Origin of the sequence: Streptomyces caelestis, assembly GCF_001279005.1 — a bacterium.
In the GTDB taxonomy this organism is placed as follows: Bacteria; Actinomycetota; Actinomycetes; order Streptomycetales; family Streptomycetaceae; genus Streptomyces; species Streptomyces heliomycini.
The window spans coordinates 1-22,595 of record NZ_LGCN01000240.1 but is presented as its reverse complement, the minus strand read 5'-3'; the positions used below and the strand labels follow the sequence as shown (position 1 = coordinate 22,595).

The window sequence follows — 22,595 nt, the reverse complement described above, 5'->3', positions numbered from 1 at the left end:
GAAAGCAACCATGCACCAGCACCCGTCACCCCGCAGCCCTCTGTCCCGCAGATCCGCCCTCACCGCCCTCGCGGCGGTCGGCGCCCTGCTGCTGAGCGCCTGCTCCGGCACACCCGCCGCCGACACCCCGGCCTCCCGCACCGGCGCGCCCGTCGACGGCGGCACCCTGCGGTACGCCGTCGCGGGGTCCCCCGCCACCGCCAGTGACGACCCGCACGGCGGCCTCGGCAACGAGTCCGACGTCCTGCGCTTCGCCTTGACCTACGACGTCCTGACCGTCCCCGGTGAGGACGGGAAGACCCGGCCGCGACTCGCCACGTCGTGGAAGCCCAACGACGCCATGGACCGCTGGACCCTCACCCTGCGCGAGGACGCCCGCTTCACCGACGGCACACCGGTGCGCGCCGCCGACGTGCTGTACTCCCTGCGGCGCATCGGCGGCAAGGCCGCCGAGAACTACGGCCGGCTCGCCGATTTCGACATGGCGAAGTCCACCGCCCCCGACGAGCACACCGTCGTCCTGGCCACCCGCGCCCCGATGGCCGACGCGCCCCGGGCCCTGGAATCCGTCACCTTCGTCGTCCCGGAGGGCACCGAGGACTTCTCCCGCCCCGTCCCCGGCTCGGGCCCCTACCGGGTGGAGCGGACCAGTGCCCAGACCACCGTCCTGACCCGCAACGACACGTGGTGGGGAGAGCGCCCGCACCTGGACCGGATCGAGATCCAGGCCGTCGCCGACCCACAGGCACGGGCCGGTGCCGTCGCCTCCGGGCAGGCCGACGTCGCCGGCAGCGTCAGCCCCGCCGCGGTCAAGAGCGCGGGCCCCTCGGCGAAGACCCAGGTCGTCCGGCGCGACGGAGTCACCGAGTACCCGTTCGTCATGCGCCTGGACACCGAGCCGTTCGACGATCCCCGGGTCCGCGAGGCGTTCCGCCTCGCCGCCGACCGCGAGGCCCTGGTCGACACCGTCTTCCTCGGCTACGGCAAGGTCGCCAACGACCTCCCCACCCCCTACGACCCCTCGGCGCCCGAGGACCTGCCGCAGCGCGCCCGCGACGTGAAGAAGGCCAAGGAACTGCTGGCCGAGGCGGGCCACGCCGACGGACTGTCCGTCACCCTGCACACCACCACGTCCTACCCCGGCATGGACACCGCGGCCACCCTCTACGCCCAGCAGCTCGCCGACATCGGCGTCGACGCCGAGGTGAAGGTCGAGCCGGCGGACACCTACTGGACCGCCGTCTACGCCAAGAAGGCGTTCTACACCGGCTACTACGGCGGCATCTCCTTCCCCGACCTCGTCCGCGTCGGACTGCTGTCCGACTCCCCGACCAACGAGACCGCCTGGCGCAGCAAGAGCTTCGACGACGGCTTCGCCAGGGCCATGTCGACCGCCGACGAGGCACGGCGCGAGGAGCTGCTCTCCGGCATCCAGCGCGAGCTGTGGAAGGACGGCGGCTACGTCGTCTGGGGCACCGGGGACGGCCTGGACCTCGCGGCGCCGGGCGTGCGCGGACTGCCCGACGGGCCCGGATTCCAGCGTATGTTCATCGACCAGGTGTGGATGGCCACGTGACTCTGCGCACTGCCGGCCGCGCCCTGCGCCCGGCCGGCCGGGCCGCCGCCCTGGCCGTCGCCGCCACGGCCGTGGTCTTCACGGCCACCGAACTGCTCCCCGGTGACGCCGGGGAACTGAGGACGGCGGGACGGGCCTCCGACGAGGACGTCGCGGCGGAGCGGGAGCGTCTCGGGCTGGACCGGCCGGCCGCGGTGCGCTACCTCGACTGGCTGTCCGGCCTGATCCGGGGAGACCTGGGACACTCGCTGGCGGGCGGCAAGCCGGTGGCGACGCTGTTCGCCGAACGGCTGCCCGCCACCGTCGTCCTGGTCGCGGCGGCGCTGGCGGTCACCGCGCTGCTCACCGCGACGGCCCTGACCGTGGCGTACCTGCGCGGCGGCCGGGGCGGCTCGGCCGCCACCGGACTGGCCGCCGTGCCGCAGCCGGTCCACGCGGCGGTGCTCGGCGCGGTCCTGGCCGGGCTGCTGGGCTGGCTGCCCCCCGTGTCCCTGCTGCCGCCCGGCGGCTCGCCCCTGGCGGACCCCCGGCTCCTGGCACTGCCCGCTCTCACCCTGGCGCTGCCCTCGGCCGCGTTCGCCACCGTCCTGCTGCGCGGGGCGCTGGCCGACACCCTGCGCCGCCCTCATGTGGCCGACGCACGGCTGCGCGGCCTGCCCGCCCCGCTCGTGCTGCACCGGCACGTCCTGCCCTTCCTGTACGCGCCGGCGCTTCAGGTGACGGCCCTGCTGGCCGGCGGTCTCGTGGCGGGAACCGCCCTGGCGGAGACCCTCTTCGGCTATCCGGGCACCGGGCAGCTGCTGGTGTCCGCCGTCGCGGTGCGGGACGTCCCCGTCATCCAGGCCGCGGCCCTCCTCCCGGCAGCCGTCCTGTTGCTGGGCATGCTCCTGGCCGACCTGGCCGCCCGTCGCACCACGGTGCCGGGGGGCCCCGGCCCGTCGGTGGCGACGGCGGGGAGGACCGTATGACCGGAGCGCCTCCGCCGTTCTTCCCCAAGGCCGTCCGTCCTTCGGTGTCCGTGACCGCGGCCCTCACCCTGCTGGTGTGCGTGCCGCTCGGCCGGTACGCCGCCCCGCACCCACCGGAGCGAACGGTCGCCGCCCCCTGGGCGCCGCCCGGCGGACGGCATCCGCTGGGCACCGACGTCCTGGGGCGCGACGTGCTGTCCCGGGTCCTGGCCGGGGGCACCCAGCTCCTGACCGTGTCCCTGCTCGCCGCGCTCGCCGCCGTCGTCTGCGGCGCGGGTCTCGGCCTGGCCGCGGGATGGTCGGGCGACCGTACCGCCCGCACCGTACGGGCCCTGTGCGACCTGCTGCTGGCCGTCCCCGCCCTGGTCCTGGCGCTGGTGCTGGCCACCGCACTGCCGGGGGCGACGGCGGTCGTCGTGGCGGCGGTGCTCGCGGGAGCCCCGCTGACCGCGCGGGTGGTCGCCACACAGTGCGCGCAGCTGCGCGACAGCGGGCACGTGCACGCCGCCGTCGAGCGCGGCGAGCGCACGCCCGCCGTGCTGCTCCACGAGGTGCTGCCCGCCCTGCGCCGTCTGGTCGCCGCCGACGCCGGGCTCCGGCTCGTCACGGCACTGCAGATCGCCGCGGCCCTCGCCGTGCTCGGTCTGGGGCCCCAGCCCCCGGACCCCGACTGGGCCCTGATGCTCAGTGAGAACCTGCCCGGCGCCGCACTCAACCCCTGGGCGCTGCTGGCGCCGGCGATCCCCCTGGCGGGCTGCGCCTGGGTGTTCGCCGCGGCGGCCCGGACGGCCGCCCGTGTTCCGGGGGAGGCGGCATGACGGCCCACGTCCACGAGGGGCTCGTTCCCACCGACGCCCCGCTGCTGGCGGCCGAGGGTCTGACCGTTCGCCGTGCCCTCGACGGAGCCACCGTCCTGCCGCCGGTCGACGTCCGCGTCGGCCCGGGGCAGGTGCTGGCCGTCACCGGCGCGTCCGGTGCCGGTAAATCCACGCTGCTGCGCGCCCTGCTCGACGTCCTCCCGGACGGACTGCACCGCGCTGCGGGCACCGTGCGCTGGCGCGGTGCGGCCGTGTCACCCGGCCGGACGGCCCGGCGGTGGCGGCGTGCCCGGTGCGGCTGGCTGGCGCAGGACCCCGGCGCGGCCCTCCATCCGCTGTGGCGCGTGGACCGGCTGATCGGCGAGGAGTTCACCGGTGACGCCGCCGCCCGCGCCCTGCGGGTCGAGGCCCTGATGCACCGGCTGGGCCTTCCACCCGGACTCGCCTCCCGGCGGACGGGAGAACTCTCCGGCGGACAGGCCCAACGGGTCGCCCTGGCCCGGGCCCTGTGCACCGATCCGGAGCTGCTCGTCCTGGACGAGCCGACCTCCGCACTGGACCGCGCGACGGCCGACCTGGTGGCCGAAGAGGTGCGGTCCCGCCGTGGGACCCCCGGCCGGTGCGTCGTCCTGGTCACGCACGATGCCCGGCTGGCCGCGGAGCTGGCCGACCGGACACTGGTGCTCGCCGGTGACGCGCACCCGGCCGCCCGTGCTGACGCCACCGTGCGGCCCGGACCACGTGCGACCGCCGCCGTGCGTGGACGGATGACGAGCACCCCGTGGAAGGAACCGCTCCGCCCGATCGCCGGTCCCGCGTCACCACAGGCCGGGCGTCCGCCCCGCATGGCGGCGGACCCTGCCCCGTCCCCGGCGCCCGTGCTGTCGGCGCGGGGCCTGGCCCTGCGCACCCCGGACGGCACACCGCTGCTCGACGCCGGTGACCTGGACCTGCCGGCGGGCGGCTGGCTGGCCGTCACGGGACGGTCGGGCAGCGGAAAGACGACCCTGCTGCACGCCCTCGCGGGCCGGCGCCCGTCGGCCGCAGGACAACTCCTGCTGCGCGGGCGCCCGCTGCCCGCCGGGACCCGTTCGCGCGACCGGCGGACGCTGCGCGCCGTCCAACTGGCCGGACAGGACACGGCGGCGGAACTCAACCCGGCGCACACCGTCGGCCGAGCGGTGGCCCGGCCGCTGAAGGTGTTCCACGGCGCGACCGCAGCGGCCGGACGGGAACGCGTACGGGAACTCCTCGATGCCGTGGGACTCCCCGCCGAGCTGGCCGGTCGCAGACCGGCGGCGCTCTCCGGCGGCCAGCGCCGCCGGGTGGTTCTCGCCCGGGCGCTCGCCGCCGAGCCCGACGTGCTGCTGCTGGACGAGCCCACCGCGGGTCTGGACCCGGACTCGGCACGACTCGTCCTCGACCTGCTGGACCGGCTGCGGGAGAACGGCCCCGCCGTCCTGACCGTCACCCACGACGCCGACACGGCCGCCCGCGCCGACCGCGTCCTCCACCTGACCGGGCGACGCCTGGTCCCACGGCCGCACACGACCCCCGACCACCCCCTCGACGAGAGAACGGAGCACTCCGGTGTCCGACCACACGACGGCTGAACACACCGGCCGGATCGCGGACCTGCTGGCCGCCCACCCCTGGGTGGCCCGGGCCCACCCCGCACCCGACGGCGGCGTCCGGGTCGTCCCGCACCCGGACGCCGTGACCGCCGCCCCCGAGCCGGGCCCCCTGATGCGCGAGCACCTCGAGCAGTGGGCCGAGGTCTACGAGTGGACGTACGAGACGGCCGAGGGGCGGCACGCCGACGACCTCGATCTGTCCGGGTGGCGGGCTTCCGACACCGGAGCACCGCTGCCCGAAGCCCATATGCGGGACTGGGTGGACCGCACCGTGGACCTCGTCCTGGCCCAGCGCCCGAGGAGGCTCCTGGAACTCGGCTGCGGCACCGGCCTGCTCGCCCACCGCCTGCACCCGCACCTGGACGGGTACGCCGGCGCCGACGTCGCCCAGGTCGCGGTGGACCGCCTCACCGCGGCCGGCCTGCCCCGCACCGCGTTCGTCCGGGCCGCCGCCCACGAGACGGCCGCGCCCCGGGTACGGGACGCCATGGACGCCGCTTTCGGCCCCGGCGCGCGCCCCGACTGCGTGCTGCTCAACTCGGTCACCCAGTGCTTCCCCGACCTGGCCTACCTGACCACCGTCCTGCACGGGGCGCTGTCGTCGGTCGAGGACGGCGGCACCGTGATCGTGGGGGACATCCGGCACTCCGGCCTGCTGCTCGACCACTTCGGACGGCTGGAGCGGGCCCGCGACCCCGAGGCGGACGGCACGACGATCACCGCGAGGGCCGCGGCCGCCGCCGAGGCGGACGAGGAACTGTCCTTCACCCCGGCGGCCGTCGCCGCGGCGGTCGCGGCCCGGCCCCGCCCGGTCCGCATGAGCGTGCACGCCCGCACCATGGCCGAGGACACCGAACTCACCCGCTATCGCTACGACGTCGTCCTGCGCGTCGGCCCGCACACCGACGGACCGGGAACCCAGCACGTGCGCCGCACGGCCTGGAAGGGGCACCGGGGGAGCGATGTCCCGCAAGCGCTGCGCGACGCGCTCGCCGGCGGTCCCGTCGTCGTCCACGGCATCCCCAACGCCCTGCTCCACGACGCCCCCGGGGCGGTGACCCCGTACGCCCTGCGTGAGGCACTGCGGGGAGCGGACGCCGCCGTACTGCTCGACGCCGCCGACCCGCGCACGCTGGCCGTGGCGGCTCCCGCCGACTGCGCGCCCGCCGCGGCCGAGGGCCTCCCGGCGCCCTCCGGCCCGGTGGCCCACGAGCCGTTCCCCCTGTTCGTCCGGCGGCGTCTGCCCGAGGCGCTGCGCGACCACCTGCGCCGGGCCGAACCGGACACGATCCCACCGGCGATCACCGTGGTGGACGTCGTCGAGGACGGCCGCGCGTGAACGGCGCACTCACCGACGAGATCCTCACCGGGCTGCCCGGCGTGACGGAGTGGCAGCTGGCGCGAGGCGGTGGGCAGGCCGCCCTGCTGGTGACGGGTCCGCCTGCGGCGGCGCGCCCGTCGTCCGGTCCCGGCCGGGACGACGCCCGCGCCGCCGGCCGGGCCGCGAAGGCCGGTGACGCCGCCGTCCTCGGGACCGACCTGACCGTTCTCCCGGCACTGATGCGGCAGCTCGACGAGACGGCGCTGTCGACGGTGGCCCGGGTACTGGACCGGACCCGTCTGTTCCGCGACGGCGGACGGCCCCGCACCGACGAGATCCTCGAAACCCTGGCGGTCGCACCCCGGCACGCGTGGATCGTACGGCGCTGGCTGCGCACCCTGACCGCGGAGAACCGGCTCCACCTGGACGCGGCGACGGGTCGCCACCACTCCCTCGCGGTGCCGGACCGCCGCGGCCACGCCCGGGCACTGCGCGAGCTGGACGGCGCCTGCGCGGGCCTGGGCTACCCGGCGTCCATGACCCGCTTCTTCCGGGCCGCGGCCGAACGGCTCCCGCTGCTGCTCCAGGACCGCACGTCCCTGCAGGAGGTCCTCTTCCCCGACGGGGAGACGGGCACCGCGCAGGGCAACTACCGCGACAGCGTCCCCAGCCGCTGGGCCAACCACGCCGCCGCGGCCCTGATCGCCGGCGAGTCCCGCCGCCGGACGGGGCCGGCCCCCCTGCGCGTCCTCGAAGCGGGCGCCGGCGTGGGCGGCACCACCGGCGCCGTCCTGGAGGCGCTCGGCGACACGCCCGTCGACTACCTGTTCACGGACGTCTCCCCGTTCTTCCTGCGAGCGGCCAGGGACGTCTTCGGCGACCGCCCGGGCCTGCGGCACGCCCTGTTCGACATCCAGGCCGACCCGCTCGAACAGGGCCTGGAACCGGGCTCCCAGGACGTCGTCCTGGCGGCGAACGTCCTGCACAACGCACGGCACGCCGGACGCTGCCTCGCGGCCCTGCGGGAACTGATGGCCCCCGGCGGACTGCTGGTCCTGGTCGAGTCGTGCCGGGAGCACTACCAGGCGCTCACCTCCATGTACCTGCTGATGTCGCCCGAGCCCGGCGAACAGGAGTGGTTCACGGATCTGCGGGCCGGCCAGGACCGGGTCTTCCTCACCGCCGGGGAATGGGCGCGGCAACTGGACGCGGCGGGTTTCGACCCGCTGCCCGTCCTGCCGCACGAGGGGCATCCCCTCGCCGCGGCGGGCCAGCGCGTCATCGCCGGCCGTGTCAGGTCGCACGGCGCCCGCCCGGACCCCGGCCGCGTCCGTGCGGCGCTCGCCGACCGCCTGCCCCCTGCTCCGCCCCTCCCACGGATCCACGCCGTGGACGGCATCATCCGCCCCACCGACCCGACTGGAGCCCTCTGTTGACCTCCGCATCCGCACCCGAACACACCGCCGAGCAGACCTCGGCCGACCTGGTCGACGCCGTCCGCGCCGTGTGGGCCGACGCCCTGGAGACCGACCTGGCCGCCGTACCGGCGGACGCCAGCTTCCTGAGCCTGGGCGGCGACTCCGTCCTGGCCGTCCGCATGGCCGCCATGCTCCGCAAAAGGCTGGGCACCCCGCTGGCACTGGCGGACGTCCGCGTCGAACAGAACGCCGCGCAGCTCGCCGCCCTCGTCCACGAACGCAGTGCCGGATCGGGAACGGGTGCCCTGCGCCCGCTGCCCCTGGACCTGCGCCGGCGCGAGGACCCGGACGCACCCTTCCCGCTCCTGCCGCTCCAGCAGGGCTACTTCGTGGGCCAGCAGGACGCCTGGGAGCTGTCCTACCGCTCCGCACACCACTACGTGGACATCGGGCTGGAGGACATCGACGCCGACGAAGCCCCCGAGGCGCTGCAGGACGCCCTGGAGCGCCTGGCCGAGCACCAGGCCGTCCTGCGGGCGCGCATCCTGCCCGACGGCCGGCAGCGCATCCTGCCCCTGGACGACCCGGAGGCGGTACCGCAGCTCCAGGTCACCGACCTGCGCGACGCCGACGAGGAGACGGCCGCGGCCCGGCTCGCGGAGATACGCCACGAGATGAGCACCGAGGGCCCCGACCCGTCCCGGGGCTGCGGTCTGGACATGCGCCTGACGCTGATGCCCGGCGACCGCGCCCGGCTGCACTCCTCGACCAGCCTGCTGATCATCGACGGATGGTCCTCCGGCGTCTTCTACCGCGACCTGTTCGCCCTGGTCTCCGACTACAACGCCGTCCTCGCGCCCCTGGACATCGACTACGGCGACTACGTGACGACCTTGCGGGACCTGCCCGGCACCGAGGCGTGGCAGCAGGACCGCGACTGGTGGTGGGACCGCCTCGACGACTTCCCGCTGCCGCCGGCCCTGCCGCTGGTGGCCGACCCCGCCGAGGTGCGCCCCACCCTGATGGGCACCCGGCAGGCGGTGCTCGCCCCGGAGCGCTGGTCGGCTCTGCGCCGGCTGTGCACCGAGCACGGGGTGACCCCGTCCGCGGCGATGTTCGCCGCCTTCGCCGCCGCCGTCGCCCGGGCCTGCGGCCACCGCCGCTTCCTGCTCAACACCCTCCAGCTGAACCGCCTTCCGCTCCACCCCGACGTGTCCCGCCTGGTGGGGGCCTTCTCCTCCACCATGCTCCTGCCGGTCGAGCTGCCGGCGGCCCCCGTCTTCGCCGACCTGGCCGGCCGCGCGCAGCAGGACATCGGCGACGCACTCGCTCACAACCTGATCACCGGCGTGGAGGTCTCCCGCGAACTGGGCCGCCGCCGGGGCACCCACCGCCCGGTGGCACCCGTCGTCTTCCAGTCCACCCTGGGCGTGGACGCGGCGCTGGGCAGCGAGGTGCCCCAGGAGGCCGGGCCGCTGGGCGCGATCGACCTGCTGAGCCACCACCAGCAGCTGCGGACGCCCCAGGTGGCCCTGGAGGTACGGCTGTTCGAGCTGCGCGGCGAGCTGGTGGTCGTCTTCTCGCTGGTGGAGGAGCTGTTCGCGGGAGCGGACGTCGACCGGATGTTCGCCGATCTCATGGCGACCGTGGAATCGCTGGTCGAACCGGAGGGCTGGGCCGCCGTGGTCGGACTGCCCGACGCGGTCGACGGTGAGCAGGACGGGCCGGCCCGGCAGACATCCGGCCGGCGCCTGTCCGTACCGGCGGCGGAGCGCGGAGCGGAGCCGGGACCGCCCCGGGACGATGTGGAACGAGCCGTCGCGGCGCACTGGCGGAAGCTGCTGGACTGCCCGGTGCAGGAACGCACCGCCGACTTCTTCGCGCTCGGCGGTGACTCGCTGCTCGCGGTGCGGATGCTCGCGTCGCTCGCGCGGGAGGGGCTGGGGCGGGTGACGCCCCGCCGCTTCCTCCGGCAGCCCACGGTGGCCGGACTCGCCGCCGCTCTGCGCGAACCGGACGACCGGTGAGGAAGGTGCGGCGGGAGCGGGACCGCTCCCGCCGCACCTCGGTCTCAGCCGCCCAGGCCGGCGTCCTCGCGGAAGAGCTCCTGGTCGAGCCAGACCGCGGCACGGGCGCCGTCGGCGGCACCGGTGATCACGAAGGTGAGGGCGTCGGGCAGGGCCTCCAGCCGGGCGGTGTCACCGGCCGCGTACACACCGGGCACGGAGGTGCGCTGGAACTCGTCCACCCGCACGCAGCCGTCCGGGAGGATCAGGCACCCCAACCGCTCTGCCAGCGGGGAGTGCTGACGGGTGGGCGCCCGGTGGTAGACGCCCTGCCGCTCGAGCACCCGCCCGTCGGCGAGGACCAGGCGGACGGCGCCCTCCTCGCCTTCGAGGCGGGTCACGGCCGTTTCCTCCACGGCGATCCCGGCCTCGGCGAGACGGCCCGCGGCCTGCTCGGGCACCGGGTGACCGTCGGTGCACACGATCACGTCCTCACTGAACCGGTCGGCCACGTAGAGGGCCTGCATGACCTGCGGCAGTTCGTGCCCCAGGACGGCCAGGCTCATCCCGCTGGTCTCCCAGCCGTGGCAGAACGGGCAGTGGTACACCCCTCGGCCGAACAGCGCGGACAGGCCCTCCACCTGCTCGTCGAGCACGTCGACCTGCCCCGTGGCGAGGACCAGCTTCCGGGTTCGCTCCACGGTGCCGTCGGCCAGCGTCAGGGCGAACCCCCGCGGCTCGGGCGCGGCGGCGGTGACGGTCGCCTCGCGTACGGCCACGTTCGGATAGGCGGTGAGCTGCTCCCGGCCCACGCGGCGCAGTTCGGCGGGCGGAAAGCCGTCCCGGCTGAGGAACATGTGCATCTGCGCCGCGGGTGCGTTGCGCGGGCGGCCCGAGTCCAGCAGGAGGACTCGCCTGCGCTGACGCCCGGAGACCAGCGCCGCGTTGAGGCCGGCGGGCCCTCCGCCCACCACGATCACGTCGTACATCGTCGTCACGTCTTTCTTGGTCCGTCGAATAATGACTACGATAATAATTATCATTTTCATCAACCAAGTCAGCGAAAAACAGGAGGAACACCGGTGCGACACCCGGCGGCCATTGGCGTCATAGGCGGTTACGGAGCAGTCGGCAGCGCGGTCGTACGGCGGCTCCACCGGGCGGGTGTCCACCCCCTGCTGGTGGCCGGCCGCGACCGGGGCCGGGCGGAAGCCCTGGTCGCCGGCCTCCCAAAGGGAGGACCGGACGTGGGCGCCCTGACGGTGGACCTGACCGATCCCGACTCGCTGGATCGCTTCACGGAAGGGTGCCGGCTCGTCGTCAACTGCGCGGGGCCCTCGTACCGTGTCCTCGACGCGGTCGCCCGGGCCGCGCTGCGAGGCGGCGCGGACTACGTCGACGCGGCCGGTGACGACCCGGTCCACCACCTGCTGTCCGCCGACGGGGGCGCCGGGCGATGGGTGACGGCCGGACGTGCGGCCGTGCTGTCCGCCGGCGCGCTGCCGGGCCTGTCCTCGCTACTGCCCCGGGCGCTGGCCGCCCGCGCCACCGGTCCCGTCGCACTGGACGCCTACGTCGGCGGTGTCGCGCCGCTCACCCCGGCCGCCGCCGGCGACGTGCTGCTCGGCCGCGGACCGGAGCACGGTACGCCGGCGGCCGCCTGGCACGAGGGCCGGATGCGGGAGCGTGCCCTGGCCCCCCGCCGAGGGGTGCGACTCGACGCCTTCCCCGCACCCGTCGACGCCTTCCCCTTCCTGTCCACCGAGGCAGTCCGGCTGGCCCGGGCCACGGACATCGGCCAGGTGCGCTGGTACACCGTCTTCGGTGGCGGGCGCCTGGCCGAGGAACTGGCCATGGCATGGGCGCTGGACAGCACGGAGACCGCTGACCTGGTCACGGCGGCCGACGAGGACGTGCGGCGCCACGGAGCCTGGTACGGACAGGAGTTCCAGCTCTGGGACGGAGCGACGGACGGCCCGCCCACCGCGAGACTCGTCCTGCGCGCCCCGGACTCCTACGAGCTGAGCGGGTTCCTCGCCGCCGCAGCCGCTCTCCGGATGCTCGACGGAGCGATCACTCCCGGTGTGCACTTCGCCGCGGACGTGCTCGACCCCGCGCGGGTCACCGAGGAGCTGGCGGCCGATGGCGCGGCGGAGCTCGAGGTGCTGTGAGCACCCGCCGGTGCGCCCCGAACCCCCGGAGACGGCTGGGGCGCACCGGCGGCCGAACGGCTCACCGGACCACCCGTGTGCCAGGCCTGTCACCCGCCGGCCCGGGCGGCGCCGTTCGGCGTGGATACGCGAGGCACCGCAAGTCCTGCGGGAGGCAACGTGCAGCACAACGATCTCGTGCGCGAGCGCGTCGTCGGCGGCCTGCCGAGCACGGCGGGCGGCCTCGCCCTCGCACCAGGCGCAGGAGGAGGAGCGGGCAACCTTCAGCACCCGGCACAACAGGACGATCGGGTACGTCGCCTTCTCCGCATGGATCAACCGGTACAGCTCGTTCACCGGTCGTTCTCCTTCGCGAGGAAGGCCGTCGCTTTTTCAGGATCTCGATCGTCTGCTGCTGTTCGCGGACCTCCTTGCGCAGCCGCTCGAGCTCCTCGCGCTCGACGCCGCTCAGTCCACCGGACTCGCCCTCGCCCCGGTCGGTCCGCCTTGGCCCGGCGGTACCAGCCGCGCAGGGACTCCGAGCTGACACCGAGCTCCCGGGCGACCACGGTGACCGTCTCGCCCGAGGAATCCACGAGCGCGATCGCGTCCCGCTTGAACTCCTCGGTGTACCGCTTCGGGTACGTGCTTCCTACCTGCTGCTGCTTCCTCCGGAACCTCAAGATCCCAGCCTCCAGGGGGCCACGATCAAGGGGAAGCTTCACATGGGGACACCCCCCGACCCGGCCCCGGACGATCACCAGGCCGACAGGACACCCGGCCCACTCCGCGCCACGACGTCCACACGCCCCGCACGACCCCACGAACGAAGAAGCCGACCGCCTCGTGACCCCGCCGCACAGGTTGAGGATCAAGCTGAACGCTGCCGAGAAAGTGACTGCTCGTCCTTCGTCGCCCGTTTCGCGGTCAGGGCCACAGCAACTGCGTGGTCCATCCGTCGTCGGCGCGAAGGTAGGCGAGCCGGATGTGCTTGCGCTGTTTGTCGCCCTGCCAGAATTCGACGCTGTTCGGGCTCAGGGTGTACAGGGTCCACTCCTCGGCGACGAGGTCCGGCTCACGCTTCAGGCGGGCGAGTGACTCCTCGGTCGCCGCCAGAACACTCTTGGGATCGTCCAGCGGACGGCTCTGCATACCCACCAACGCCTCCGCGCGGGACCCCAGGGACCGGGCGAGGAAGTCCTGGGCGCTGCGCTCCTCGCTCTCGGGCGCAACCGTTCCGCACAACCGCACTTGGCGGGCCTGCTGGGGCCAGTAGAACGTAAGTGCCGCCGTGGGCGCGGCCGCCAGGTCCCGGCCCTTGGGGCTGGCCGCGTGAGAGGCGAAGCTCCAGCCCCCCGCACCCACGTCCTTCAGCAGCAGCACCCGGGCGGTGGGCGTGCCGTCCTTCCCCACGGTGGACAGCGTCATGGCGTGCGGTTCCCGTACATTCGCCGCGACGGCCTCCGTCAGCCAGGCGGTGAACAGTTCCTGCGGCGTGTCCGGTGCCGCCTCCGGATGAAACTCGGGCAGATCGCCGGAAAACACATCAAGGCTCCGGAGTAACTCACGCATCGTAGAAGGCTGCTGCTCGGCGGGCATTCGTTTCGCTCTCCACTCCGGGCTGGGGGTCCATAGGACCCCGGCAAAGTACTTCATCGCGGTCAGGAAGACCAACCAGGCCCGGATGCCGGGCGGTTGAGCCGGCCGGTGGTGGACCCATCGGGGAAGGCCCGAAGGCCGGGGAAGGGTAATGTCGGCGTATGCAGGCGAGATTCACCCCAGGACAGGTCATCGCACGTCGCGAGATGCTGGACGGCCGGGAATGGCTCCTCTACCCGGTCCGTGTCGTCGCCGACGAAGGCGATCTGCTGGTCGTCTACCTGGCCGAGGGGACACCGTTGACCTTCGGCACCGGTGACTTCAGATGGGGCCCCCACCCCTGGAGCGAAATCGACCCGTTCTGGCAGTCCGACGGAGTCCTCCAGATCCAGCGGTCTGCCGCCGCCTACGCGGTGTGGCCCCGCTGGAAGGGCAGCGCCTTCGAGGGGTGGTACGTGAATTTCCAGCAGCCCATGCGGCGCACCGCGCACGGCTTCGACACCCTCGACCTGGAACTTGACCTGTGGATCCCCGGCGACGGCTCCCCCTACCGCTGGAAGGACGTGGCGGAGTTCCACGAACTGGAGCGCAGCGGCGGTCTCTCCGTGTCGGAGGCGGCCCAGGTACGCCAGGCCGCGGCCGAGGTGACGGACCTGCTCGCCCAGGGCACTCCGTGGTGGGAGAAATGGCGTGACTGGCGCCCTCCCCGGGACTGGACGGTGCCCGGGCCGATCGAGCCCAGCACCGTCTGCTGAACGGCGGTGTCGCTCAACCGTCCTGTGCGGCTCCGGGGTCGGTGACGTCCGACCAGAAGCCCTTCAGCCACAGCAGGATGTCCTGCATCACGTGGTGGTTCTGGTGGGGCCGCAGCGCCCCCAGCTGGAAGAACATGACGCCTTCGCTCGGTGGGCCGAGCAGGGTGAGCCGGCTGTCGGTGCGGCCGTCGGCCCGAACCGGGTGGAACGCGTCCGTCAGGTCCAGCCCACCCGGCGAGAAGTCGGCCTCACCCCGACCAGGATTGGTCCACTTGCGCACCAGCCCCCGGCGCAGCAGGTTCGGATAGAGGGGGTGCGCGTCCTTCTCGGCGTCGAAGGGGTGCACACGTGAGTCCACCAGCACGTCCACCTGGCGTTCCGCCCCGGTGAGGGGACCGCGCACCCGGAACCGCCCGGTGCCCTCGTCCGTCTCCACCACAGCCTCGGGACCGACCGAGACATCGACGAGACCGTGCCGGACGAGCGCGCGTATCTTCTCCATGACGACCAGGGCGGCACCGTTGCACAAGCGGTTGTGGTGCCGCATGTACACGTCGAGGAAGTCCCGGTGCGAGGATGCTCGCAGGCCACCGAAGTCCAGTGCGTACGCGAGGACGTCGCGCAGGTCCCGCCATACGCCGTCGGCGGCTGCCTTGGCGGGGTTCCAGAGATTGTTCTGGGCGGCCCAGCGGTGGTCGACGTCGATGAAGTCCAGCAGTGCCTCGCGGTACTCCTGCGGATTCGTGTAGCGGTCGCGGGGGACCGGCTCGACCATACGGTCCCACGAGAAGCGGTTCGCCTCCGCTGTCCTGTGGTGCCGGAAGGGGGAGTCCGCCGCGGCGACGGCGGCGGCGAACTCGCCCGCATCGTCCCGGAGGGCGAGCAGCTTGTCCGCCTGCTCGGGACCGAACACCACTGTCAGGAAACGGGTGAGCGCGTCCTCGGCCCAGGGCGGCCGGGGCGCGTCGCACTCCTTTCCCGACAGGGCGCCGTCGACGCAGGACACCGCTTCGTCGACGGCTCTCTCCAGAGGCGCCAGCAGCCGCTCGACCGACGCGTCCGACGGAGCTCCCGCTCCGCCGTCGTCGAGGAACGCCTCGTACTCCGGCCGTGCGGCGCCCTCCGCTGCCACACCGAACCGGTGCCCGAACAGAGTGGTGTAGTACAGGTGGGCCATCTCCAGGACCACGACGGGCAGGAGATGCCCCCGGAAGTCCAGCTGCCGCCGCATCTTCCTGCCCACCCGCACGGGCAGCCCGGCCGAGACGCGCAGCCGGTCCACGGCCTCCTCGACCAGGAATGTGCCGCGGTGCTCCAACTCGCGCGGATTGCGCTCCTTGGCGTTGTAGGGGCGAGCGAACGTGAACAGTCCCGCCCGGCTGAACACCACGATCGAGGCCGGCTCGGCACCGGAGGGCCGGTACTCCAGCAGTCCGTCGGAACCGGGGGCGAAGCGGCCTCCTCGGCCCTCCGTGAGGTGGAGGATCACGTCGATGGCGGTGAGGCCCATTCCCAGGCATCCGACGACACGTTCCGGACCAGCCGTACCGGGCCTGAACGCCTGGTCCAGCGGATACGCGGAGGGAACGAAATCCGCCGGGTGCCCGAGGGCGAAGTCCGCCCACTGCCGCGGACCGGCATACTTCAGGGGGTCGTTGGAGGAGTGCCCGGTCACCATGAGCACATGACTGGCGCGCACCGGCCGGCCGCCGGACGCGGTGATCACGGTCAGCCCGTCGTCGTTGCCGCCGTCGTCCAGATCAACGACCTCGTCGGGGTGCAGCCAGACGCGCACCCCCGGCTGCTGCCGCAGTAACCGCACATAGAGGTCGAACTGGCCACGCAACGCCTGACCATGCACATAGCGCTTCGGCCAGTCCTCGGCCGTCAGGTCGAACACCGGGTCACCGGTCTCGCGGAACCTCCTGCGGCACCATTCCAGCAGGGTCGGTCGTTCGGCCGGATCCAGGAGCGGCCCGGCGTCCACGACACTCTCGTCGGCGGCGAAGCCCACCTGGCCGACGATGCGGTTCAGATAGCTCGTGGCCGGCTGGTCAGGGCTGTGCACCTGACCGGCGCCGAACTGTCCGCTCTTGTCGAAGACATGGATGTCCAGACCGAGCGGGACGGCCGCGTCCCGGGTGGCTGCCGCCAGTCGGTCCAGCACATAAGTGCAGCTGGGACCTGCGCCGATGATCGCCAAGGTCACGCGTGCAGCGCGCGCGTCCTCCTGCCCCGGGCCGGGGCCGGGCGCTGCGGACTGCGCGGAACAGGTGGTGCCGGTCATCGGCCCTCTCCCGGGTGCTTGTCGACGACACGGTCGAACGCGGCGAGGAAGCCGGTGATGTCCTCCTCGGTGAGCTGGCCCATGTTGGCTATCCGGAACTCCCGGGCGCCGTTCTCCTGGGTCGAGTACACGACGAACCCCTCGGCTTTGAGACCGTCATGGAGTTCCTCGTAGGTCAGTCCGTCAGGGAGCGCGACGCCGGTCAGTGAGCTTGCCCGGTGGGCAGCGGGGAGCCGGAGCGCCAGGCCGCGCTCGGTGAGACCGGTGCGAATGCGCTCGGCCAGGGCTGTGTACCGCGCGTGGCGGCGACTTGTGCCCTCCCGCAGGGCGAGGTCGAGCGCGGTGTCGAAGGCGGCCATGACCTGCAGCGGCAGGGTGAACGCGGGTGCGCCGTCGTGCTCCTGGGCGACGAAGTGGCGGTGCAGGTCCAGCGAGAAGGTCCGCGCCGGGACATCGGCCAGACCGGCCAGCCGTTCGCGCGGGGCGACGACGAAACTCACGCCGGGGAACCCCTCAAGGCACTTGTTCGCGGTGCCGACGCACCAGTCGATGTGGTCGGCAGCCAGGTCGAGCTCCTCGGCCCCGAGGCTGCTGATGGCATCGACGGCCAGAGAACGGCCGTGCCGTGCGACCACGGCCCCGATCTCCCGCAGCTGATTGAGCATGCCGGTGCTCGTCTCGTGGTGCACCAGTCCGACGTGCGTGATCGACGGATCCTCGGCCAGGGCCCGGTCCACGGCCGTCACGTCGACGGGACGGCCCCAGCCGAACTCCAGGCGCGCGCAGGAAATGCCGTGCACCGACACGATCCGGCTCAGCCGCTCGCCGTAGTGGCCGTTGTCGATCACGAGGAGACGTCCGTCGCGGGGAACGATCGAGGAGAGGGCCGCCTCGAGAGTCGTGGTCCCGGACCCCGCCAGCATGACGGCGGCATGACTTTCGTCACCGCCGCACAGGAGTACGGTCTTCCTCCTGATGCGTTGCATCAGCGCGAGTGCCTCAGGTTCACGATGGCACAGGTCGGGCAGCGACAGTGCGGCCCGGACTTCCTCGGACACGTTGACAGGCCCGGGGTTCATCAGGACCACGCGGCCCTGCAGCCGCGAGCCGGCCGGGGCGGGAGAAGATGACATGAGGGACTCCACCAAATCGAAGATGTGGACGGTTGACCGGGAGCGCCAGGCTTCGGACAGCCCTAGGCCGGGCGGCTGCGGGAGATCACCGTGCGCGGAAGGTCCTTTGGCCAGTCGGCCATCGGAGCCATCAGATGGCGCAGACTCGCGGCCTTGCGGTCGCCCCGGGCGATGACGCACTCGGCACCCCGGGCGGCATGTGCGACGAATGCGTCGACCTTGCCGCGCATGGCACCGCTGGTGTCCCAGGCGGCGGTCGGCCACAGGTACGCGTAGGCGCGGGAGGGATCCGCCGCGTCCAGGTACGGCACGACCGGGCTGTCACCGGTGCGACCGGTGTGGATACCGGGCACGTCGGTCAGCGCGACCACCCGGACCGGCCCGAAGGAGCCGTCCAGCAGGATCCCGGGCACATGGTCGCTGCCCAGAATGCGCAGGTCGCCGTCGGCCGTCAGCACACAGTCCCCGGAGAGCACGGGAAGGACGCCCGTGCCCAGCAGCCGGGACACCACGCCCGTCTGGAACATCGGACCGTCCCCGCCCTCCGCGTACATGGCCATCGCCTGAAGTGGTACGGCGGGCAGCCCGACGGCGCGGAACGCCTCGGTCCACACCCACTTGACGGCGAAGGTCGCCCGAGTCAGGGGCAACAGGGCCAGCCGGCCGTCGTGTTCCTTCCGGCGCACCGCACCGTGCCCGAGGGCGCCGCCCCCGGCCACGAGGACCACGCGTCCCGGGTAGGACCGTGCCAGGTCCGCCACGAGCCTCGCGTAGTCCAGTACGGCGGCCTCGTCGATGTCGTGGTCGCTGCGCTTGTCCGACACAAGGCTGCCGCCCACCTTGACCACCACGGTGCGGGGCGCGCCGTGGCCGGTGGCGCTGTCGTCGCTCACCGGGCCCCCGTCTCCGCGGCCGAGGCCGCCCGGTGCGCATCGTCCGTGACTCGCCCCGCCACGTGGGTGACGACGTGGTCCACCACCGTGTCGAGGGCCTGCGCGGCATCGATCTCCCGCCACCCGAAACGCGATGCCCAGCTGTCGAGCACGTCGAGGATGCGCCGCTGGTGTGTCAGGAAGCTCTCGCGGGAACACGCGGGGTCCATGGCGCACTCGTAAGGGACCAGATCCCGGCCCACCTTGCGTTCCCAGGCCTCTTCCGGCTCGAGTCTGAGGTAGACCACCGTCCGTGAGGGCGGCAGGCCCGCCACGACCGATTCGACCCACGCCCGGTCCAGGCCGTAGGCGATCTCGCTCGCCGCGTGCTTCATCCAGTACCCGTCGAGGAGCGTGACCGCGCCGTCCCGCCCGTTCCCTGGCGCGCGGCCGACCAGCGCCATGTCGATGGACCACATCAGGAACAGGAAGCGGGGGCCGGCCGGCATGTCGGCCACGCAGGTCCTGGCGGTCGGGACGTCGGGGCGCAGGAGACGGGCCGCCGGATACCGGGGGTTGTCCACGATGTCCCACCGCTCGACGCGCTCGATCGGGACTCCCGCACGCGTGAGGCGTTCGGCGGCGAGCCGCGTCACGGTGGATTTACCGGCGCCGTCCGTGCCGGCGACGGAGACGATCATCCGTTCCCCCCGCCGTCCGGCACCGGGGAGAGCAGGCCGCAGATCGTGGCCCACAGCGATCCGGGAGTCCTGAACGTCTCCCGGTCCAGCGCCTCGTCCGGGAACACGATCCCGTAGGTCTCCTCGGCCGCGACAACGAGGGCCACGACGCCGACGGAGTCCAGGCCCTTCTCGAAGAGGTCGTCGTCCGCGGTCAGCCCGGTGCCGGCGACCGGGCCGAGTTGGGCCTCCAGCAAGGCCTCGAAACGATCTTCCCAAGGTTGATTCACGGCTGTGCTCCCCGTGTTGTCGGTATGTACTCAGTGCTGTGCGGGCGTCGGCCCGGCGCGAGCGTCACGGGCTGGTGACCTCCGCCGCGCCGACGTCCCGGAGGGCGCGATGGTCGGTCTTCCCATTGCGGGTGAGCGGCAGCGCCTCCCACCGCCGCCACCGGCGGGGGACCATCGCGGCGGGCAGGCGGGCGCTCAGGTACTCCTTCAACTCGTCGGCCGTGACGGGCCGCCGCACGCTGTAGTGGGCCGTGAGCACCGCGTGCCCCTGTGCCTCGCCGAGGACGACGGCGCAGCTCTCCACGGCGGGGTGGCGACTGAGCACCACCTCGACCTCGTCGAGCTCCATCCGCACCCCTGACACCTTCACCTGCCGGTCGGCGCGGCCCAGATAGTGGACACTGCCGTCCTCCACGTGGGCGAGGTCGCCCGTCCGGTAGAGGCGGCCGGTGGGGGAGTCCGGATCGATGACGTCCTCGAAGAAGGCGGACCGAGTGGTGGCGTCGTTGTTGAGATACCCCAGCCCGACCGGCAGCCCTCCGACGAACAGTTCGCCCGGCTCGCCCTCTTCGGCGGTACGCCACTGGTCGCCGGACTCCCTGACCAGCACGTGGAGAACGGCGTTGGCCACAGCGGCGCCCACCGGCAGTCGGTCCAGCGCCGTCTCCGGCGCTCCCACCACCTGGTGGGTCACGTCGTCGGAGCACTCGGTGGGACCGTAGGCGTTGAGCACCTGGGCGTCCGGGAAGGCCTCCACCACGCGCTTCGCCAGAGCGGGCCGCAACTCTTCACCGGTGGAGATGACCCAGCGCAGACCGGCGAGGGGGCCGGGGCCCTCGCGGCGGACCTGGTCGACGAGCCAGCCGAGCACCGTGGGCACCAGCTCCACGACGCTCGTCCGGGACCTGGAGAGGGCACCCACCAGCCGCCGCGGGAAGGCCAGGTCGGCGTCGTCGACGACCGCGACCGTGCCTCCCACGAGCAGGGGTGCGAGCATCTGCCACACCGCGATGTCGAAGACCAGCGGCGCGGTGAAGGCCACCGTGTCCGCGGGCCCCAGAGACAGGTCGACCACCTTGGCCCACAAGTGGTTCATCATGCCCCGGTGTTCGACGACCGCCCCCTTGGGACGGCCCGTCGTCCCCGACGTGAAGATCGTGTAGCGGGCTTCCCGCGAGCGGTCGTGCTCCCCGACCGACGGCAGAGGGGCGTCCGGCGTCGAGGAGTCCGGCACCGGCACCGGCTTCACCCCGACGCGCGCCGCTGCCTCCCGGGCCGCGCCGGTGACCGCCGGGGTGCAGTCGACCAGGCAGCGGGCCCCCCCACGTTCCAGGACGTCCGCGATGCGGTCGGCCGGCCACTCGGGATCCACCGGCAGGTAGACGGCGGCGACACTCTCCACGGCCAGCAGGACCACCACGCTGTCCGGGCAGCGCAGCCCGGTCGCCGCGACGACGTCACCGGCGCCACAGCCGCGGGCGAGCAGTTCGACGCGCAGCGTGCCGACGCGCTCCAGCAGCCCCCGGTAAGTCACCACCCGATCGCCGTGGACCACCGCGGGGCGGTCCGCGTCCTGCTCGGCGTGCCGGGCGACGTGATCGAGCACCGCGCTCGCCACGTCGACCTCCATGGGGTTGCGCAGCGCCCGGGCCCGTGCCAGGGCCGCGGTGCCGGGGACCAGACGGAGTTCGCCGAGGGGCGTCGCGCCGCTCATCGGGCACCGTCGGGGGTGCCGAGGGCGGTCGGCGCGCCCACCGGGTCGGGACTGCGGTGGCGGTCGACGTCGTGGAAGAAACCGTCGACGCGCAGCAGTTCATGTGCCCGCGCAGCCTGTTGGTAGGCGAAGTGCCCGACCGCCAGATCCAGCACGCCGAGCCCGAACGGGGAGAAGATCACGGTGCGGTCGGCGGGCGGCTCGACGTCCCCGGTGAGCACCTGGTAAAGGGTGCCGTCGATGAAGTCACGCGTTCCCGTGCGTTGTTCCACCAGGTGCACCGAGGTGTCGGCCTTCAGGACGTGATCGACGTCGTCGACGATGTTGCTGCCGGCCGTGATGACTTCGCCGCCCAGGTCGCGCAGGGACACGTGCAGCACCACGGGATGGTGCCCGAACCAGTCCGGGTCGGTGACGTGGGGCGTGGCCGCGGTGGTGGCGAAGACGACGACGTCGCTGGAGCGGATCAGTTCCCCCGCCGAGGTGTGCACCCGCACCGCGGCCTCGGGAGTCCTGCTCTCGAGATGGCCGGCGAAACTCCGGGCGTACTCGGTCGAGAGGTCGTACAGCCCCACGGATTCGAGGTCCCAGCCGAGTACGGAGAGATAGTCGTAGAGGTACCGGGCGATGAGACCGGTTCCCACGAACCCGATCCGGCGGGGTGTCGGCCGGTTGCGGGTCAGCTGCCGGGCGGCGAGAGCCGCGGAGGCGGCGGTGCGTACCGCGCTGATGATGGAAGCCTCCAAGCAGGCGTACGGAGAGCCGGTCCTGGCGTCGTTGAGGATGAGGACCGCGGAGGCGCGGGGTATGCCGTGAGCCAGGTTGTCCGGAAAGCTGGAGATCCACTTCAGGCCGTCCACGCCGATGTCGCCGCCGAGCGAAGCGGGCAGGGCGATGATGCGGGACGTGGGCCGGTCGGGGAAGCGCAGGAAGTACGAGGGCGGGTTGATCGTCCGGCCCTCCCCGTGCAGACGGTAGGCCTGTTCGACGATGTCGATCACCTCGTGCTCCCGGTGGGCCAGGCACCGGTGCACCGTCGCGCCGGCGACGACCGAGAACTCTTGTTCCTTCACGGTTGCTCCAGAGGATGAGGCCGCCGTCACCGGGTGTCCCGGCCGGCGGGGGTCGGGCGCATCGGGCGCAGTGCGGGGCGTGGGGTGGTGGGGGTGGTGAGGTGGTTGCTGATGTCGTGGACGGTGGGGTGTTCGAAGAGGTCTCGGATGGTGAGTTCGTGGTTGAGGTGGGTGCGGATGCGGCTGATGAGGCGGGTGGCGAGGAGGGAGTGGCCGCCGTGGTCGAAGAAGTTGTCGTGGGTGCCGATGTGGGGGAGTCCGAGGGTGTCGGCGAAGAGTTGGCAGAGGGTGGCTTGTTGGG

20 protein-coding genes are annotated in these 22,595 nt (G+C 73.1%); 9 read left to right on the top strand and 11 right to left on the bottom strand.

Going from position 1 to position 22,595, the window contains the following annotated elements:
- Window positions 1–10 precede the first annotated feature (10 nt).
- The 7 genes from ADK41_RS31860 to ADK41_RS31830 are packed head-to-tail and all read left to right on the top strand — an operon-like array spanning window position 11 to window position 9,762.
- Entirely contained in the window at window positions 11–1,576 is a 1,566-nt protein-coding gene (locus ADK41_RS31860; RefSeq protein WP_030823595.1) for an ABC transporter substrate-binding protein, read from the top strand.
- Window positions 1,573–2,544, top strand: coding sequence for an ABC transporter permease (locus tag ADK41_RS31855; RefSeq protein WP_199821918.1), 972 nt, complete (start codon window positions 1,573–1,575; stop codon window positions 2,542–2,544). Before ADK41_RS31860 ends, ADK41_RS31855 begins: the two co-directional genes overlap by 4 nt.
- Complete coding sequence (locus ADK41_RS31850) at window positions 2,541–3,362, top strand: ABC transporter permease (protein ID WP_051843073.1); 822 nt, start codon at window positions 2,541–2,543, stop codon at window positions 3,360–3,362. Before ADK41_RS31855 ends, ADK41_RS31850 begins: the two co-directional genes overlap by 4 nt.
- Window positions 3,359–4,975, top strand: coding sequence for an ABC transporter ATP-binding protein (locus ADK41_RS31845; protein WP_051843072.1), 1,617 nt, complete (start codon window positions 3,359–3,361; stop codon window positions 4,973–4,975). Before ADK41_RS31850 ends, ADK41_RS31845 begins: the two co-directional genes overlap by 4 nt.
- Complete coding sequence (locus tag ADK41_RS31840; RefSeq protein ID WP_199821919.1) at window positions 4,953–6,335, top strand: class I SAM-dependent methyltransferase; 1,383 nt, start codon at window positions 4,953–4,955, stop codon at window positions 6,333–6,335. The genes ADK41_RS31845 and ADK41_RS31840 overlap by 23 nt, the downstream gene beginning before the upstream one ends.
- Complete coding sequence (locus tag ADK41_RS31835; protein WP_030823583.1) at window positions 6,332–7,753, top strand: class I SAM-dependent methyltransferase; 1,422 nt, start codon at window positions 6,332–6,334, stop codon at window positions 7,751–7,753. Before ADK41_RS31840 ends, ADK41_RS31835 begins: the two co-directional genes overlap by 4 nt.
- Window positions 7,750–9,762: a condensation domain-containing protein gene (locus ADK41_RS31830; RefSeq protein ID WP_051843071.1), complete on the top strand. Its 2,013-nt coding sequence runs from the start codon at window positions 7,750–7,752 to the stop codon at window positions 9,760–9,762. Before ADK41_RS31835 ends, ADK41_RS31830 begins: the two co-directional genes overlap by 4 nt.
- Before the next feature lie 44 nt (window positions 9,763–9,806).
- Here the strand turns inward: ADK41_RS31830 and ADK41_RS31825 are convergent, their stop codons facing one another.
- Window positions 9,807–10,730 (bottom strand): NAD(P)/FAD-dependent oxidoreductase, encoded by a 924-nt coding sequence (locus ADK41_RS31825; protein WP_030823577.1) that lies wholly within the window; start codon window positions 10,728–10,730, stop codon window positions 9,807–9,809.
- Window positions 10,731–10,823: 93 nt separating this feature from the next.
- Between ADK41_RS31825 and ADK41_RS31820 the strand changes: the two genes are divergently transcribed.
- Complete coding sequence (locus ADK41_RS31820; protein ID WP_030823574.1) at window positions 10,824–11,912, top strand: saccharopine dehydrogenase NADP-binding domain-containing protein; 1,089 nt, start codon at window positions 10,824–10,826, stop codon at window positions 11,910–11,912.
- A 332-nt stretch (window positions 11,913–12,244) separates the two neighbouring features.
- On the opposite strand, the gene ADK41_RS44390 is transcribed toward ADK41_RS31820, so the two are convergent.
- On the bottom strand, window positions 12,245–12,616 hold the full coding sequence (locus ADK41_RS44390; protein WP_167353502.1) for a transposase: 372 nt from the start codon (window positions 12,614–12,616) through the stop codon (window positions 12,245–12,247).
- Between the two features lie 202 nt (window positions 12,617–12,818).
- The gene (locus ADK41_RS31815) at window positions 12,819–13,463 is read right to left on the bottom strand and encodes a pyridoxine/pyridoxamine 5'-phosphate oxidase (protein ID WP_245174644.1); all 645 of its coding nucleotides are present in this window, start codon (window positions 13,461–13,463) and stop codon (window positions 12,819–12,821) included.
- A gap of 188 nt (window positions 13,464–13,651) precedes the next feature.
- On the opposite strand from ADK41_RS31815, the gene ADK41_RS31810 reads away from it, so the two are divergent.
- Complete coding sequence (locus ADK41_RS31810; RefSeq protein WP_030823568.1) at window positions 13,652–14,245, top strand: DUF402 domain-containing protein; 594 nt, start codon at window positions 13,652–13,654, stop codon at window positions 14,243–14,245.
- A 13-nt stretch (window positions 14,246–14,258) separates the two neighbouring features.
- Here the strand turns inward: ADK41_RS31810 and ADK41_RS31805 are convergent, their stop codons facing one another.
- The 8 genes from ADK41_RS31805 to ADK41_RS31770 form a co-directional block, all read right to left on the bottom strand.
- The gene (locus ADK41_RS31805) at window positions 14,259–16,532 is read right to left on the bottom strand and encodes an FAD/NAD(P)-binding protein (protein ID WP_078661874.1); all 2,274 of its coding nucleotides are present in this window, start codon (window positions 16,530–16,532) and stop codon (window positions 14,259–14,261) included.
- Window positions 16,529–17,665 (bottom strand): pyridoxal-phosphate-dependent aminotransferase family protein, encoded by a 1,137-nt coding sequence (locus tag ADK41_RS31800; RefSeq protein ID WP_030823562.1) that lies wholly within the window; start codon window positions 17,663–17,665, stop codon window positions 16,529–16,531. Before ADK41_RS31800 ends, ADK41_RS31805 begins: the two co-directional genes overlap by 4 nt.
- Window positions 17,666–17,727: 62 nt before the next feature.
- Window positions 17,728–18,558, bottom strand: a complete 831-nt coding sequence (locus tag ADK41_RS31795; RefSeq protein WP_030823559.1) for a hypothetical protein — start codon at window positions 18,556–18,558, stop codon at window positions 17,728–17,730.
- A complete protein-coding gene (locus tag ADK41_RS31790) occupies window positions 18,555–19,238 on the bottom strand; it encodes a thymidylate kinase (protein WP_030823556.1) in 684 nt (227 codons plus the stop codon). Before ADK41_RS31790 ends, ADK41_RS31795 begins: the two co-directional genes overlap by 4 nt.
- A complete protein-coding gene (locus ADK41_RS31785; RefSeq protein ID WP_037803807.1) occupies window positions 19,235–19,507 on the bottom strand; it encodes a phosphopantetheine-binding protein in 273 nt (90 codons plus the stop codon). Before ADK41_RS31785 ends, ADK41_RS31790 begins: the two co-directional genes overlap by 4 nt.
- Before the next feature lie 64 nt (window positions 19,508–19,571).
- Window positions 19,572–21,221 (bottom strand): amino acid adenylation domain-containing protein, encoded by a 1,650-nt coding sequence (locus ADK41_RS31780; protein ID WP_037803805.1) that lies wholly within the window; start codon window positions 21,219–21,221, stop codon window positions 19,572–19,574.
- Window positions 21,218–22,294 (bottom strand): 2,3-diaminopropionate biosynthesis protein SbnB, encoded by a 1,077-nt coding sequence (gene sbnB, locus ADK41_RS31775; protein WP_051843069.1) that lies wholly within the window; start codon window positions 22,292–22,294, stop codon window positions 21,218–21,220. The genes ADK41_RS31780 and sbnB overlap by 4 nt, the downstream gene beginning before the upstream one ends.
- Before the next feature lie 26 nt (window positions 22,295–22,320).
- Window positions 22,321–22,595, bottom strand: a 275-nt coding sequence (locus ADK41_RS31770; RefSeq protein ID WP_159043996.1) for an acyl carrier protein, incomplete at its 5' end; no start/stop codon positions are given.

Bases quoted from the DNA above. Each gene is read 5' to 3' on its own strand.
- ADK41_RS31780 (WP_037803805.1), bottom strand. From the start codon at position 21,221: ATGAGCGGCGCGACGCCCCTCGGCGAACTCCGTCTGGTCCCCGGCACC.
- ADK41_RS31825 (WP_030823577.1), bottom strand. From the start codon at position 10,730: ATGTACGACGTGATCGTGGTGGGCGGAGGGCCCGCCGGCCTCAACGCG.
- ADK41_RS31800 (WP_030823562.1), bottom strand. From the start codon at position 17,665: ATGTCATCTTCTCCCGCCCCGGCCGGCTCGCGGCTGCAGGGCCGCGTG.
- ADK41_RS31790 (WP_030823556.1), bottom strand. From the start codon at position 19,238: ATGATCGTCTCCGTCGCCGGCACGGACGGCGCCGGTAAATCCACCGTG.
- ADK41_RS31860 (WP_030823595.1), top strand. From the start codon at position 11: ATGCACCAGCACCCGTCACCCCGCAGCCCTCTGTCCCGCAGATCCGCC.
- ADK41_RS31810 (WP_030823568.1), top strand. From the start codon at position 13,652: ATGCAGGCGAGATTCACCCCAGGACAGGTCATCGCACGTCGCGAGATG.
- ADK41_RS31850 (WP_051843073.1), top strand. From the start codon at position 2,541: ATGACCGGAGCGCCTCCGCCGTTCTTCCCCAAGGCCGTCCGTCCTTCG.
- ADK41_RS31845 (WP_051843072.1), top strand. From the start codon at position 3,359: ATGACGGCCCACGTCCACGAGGGGCTCGTTCCCACCGACGCCCCGCTG.
- ADK41_RS31815 (WP_245174644.1), bottom strand. From the start codon at position 13,463: ATGCGTGAGTTACTCCGGAGCCTTGATGTGTTTTCCGGCGATCTGCCC.
- ADK41_RS31805 (WP_078661874.1), bottom strand. From the start codon at position 16,532: ATGACCGGCACCACCTGTTCCGCGCAGTCCGCAGCGCCCGGCCCCGGC.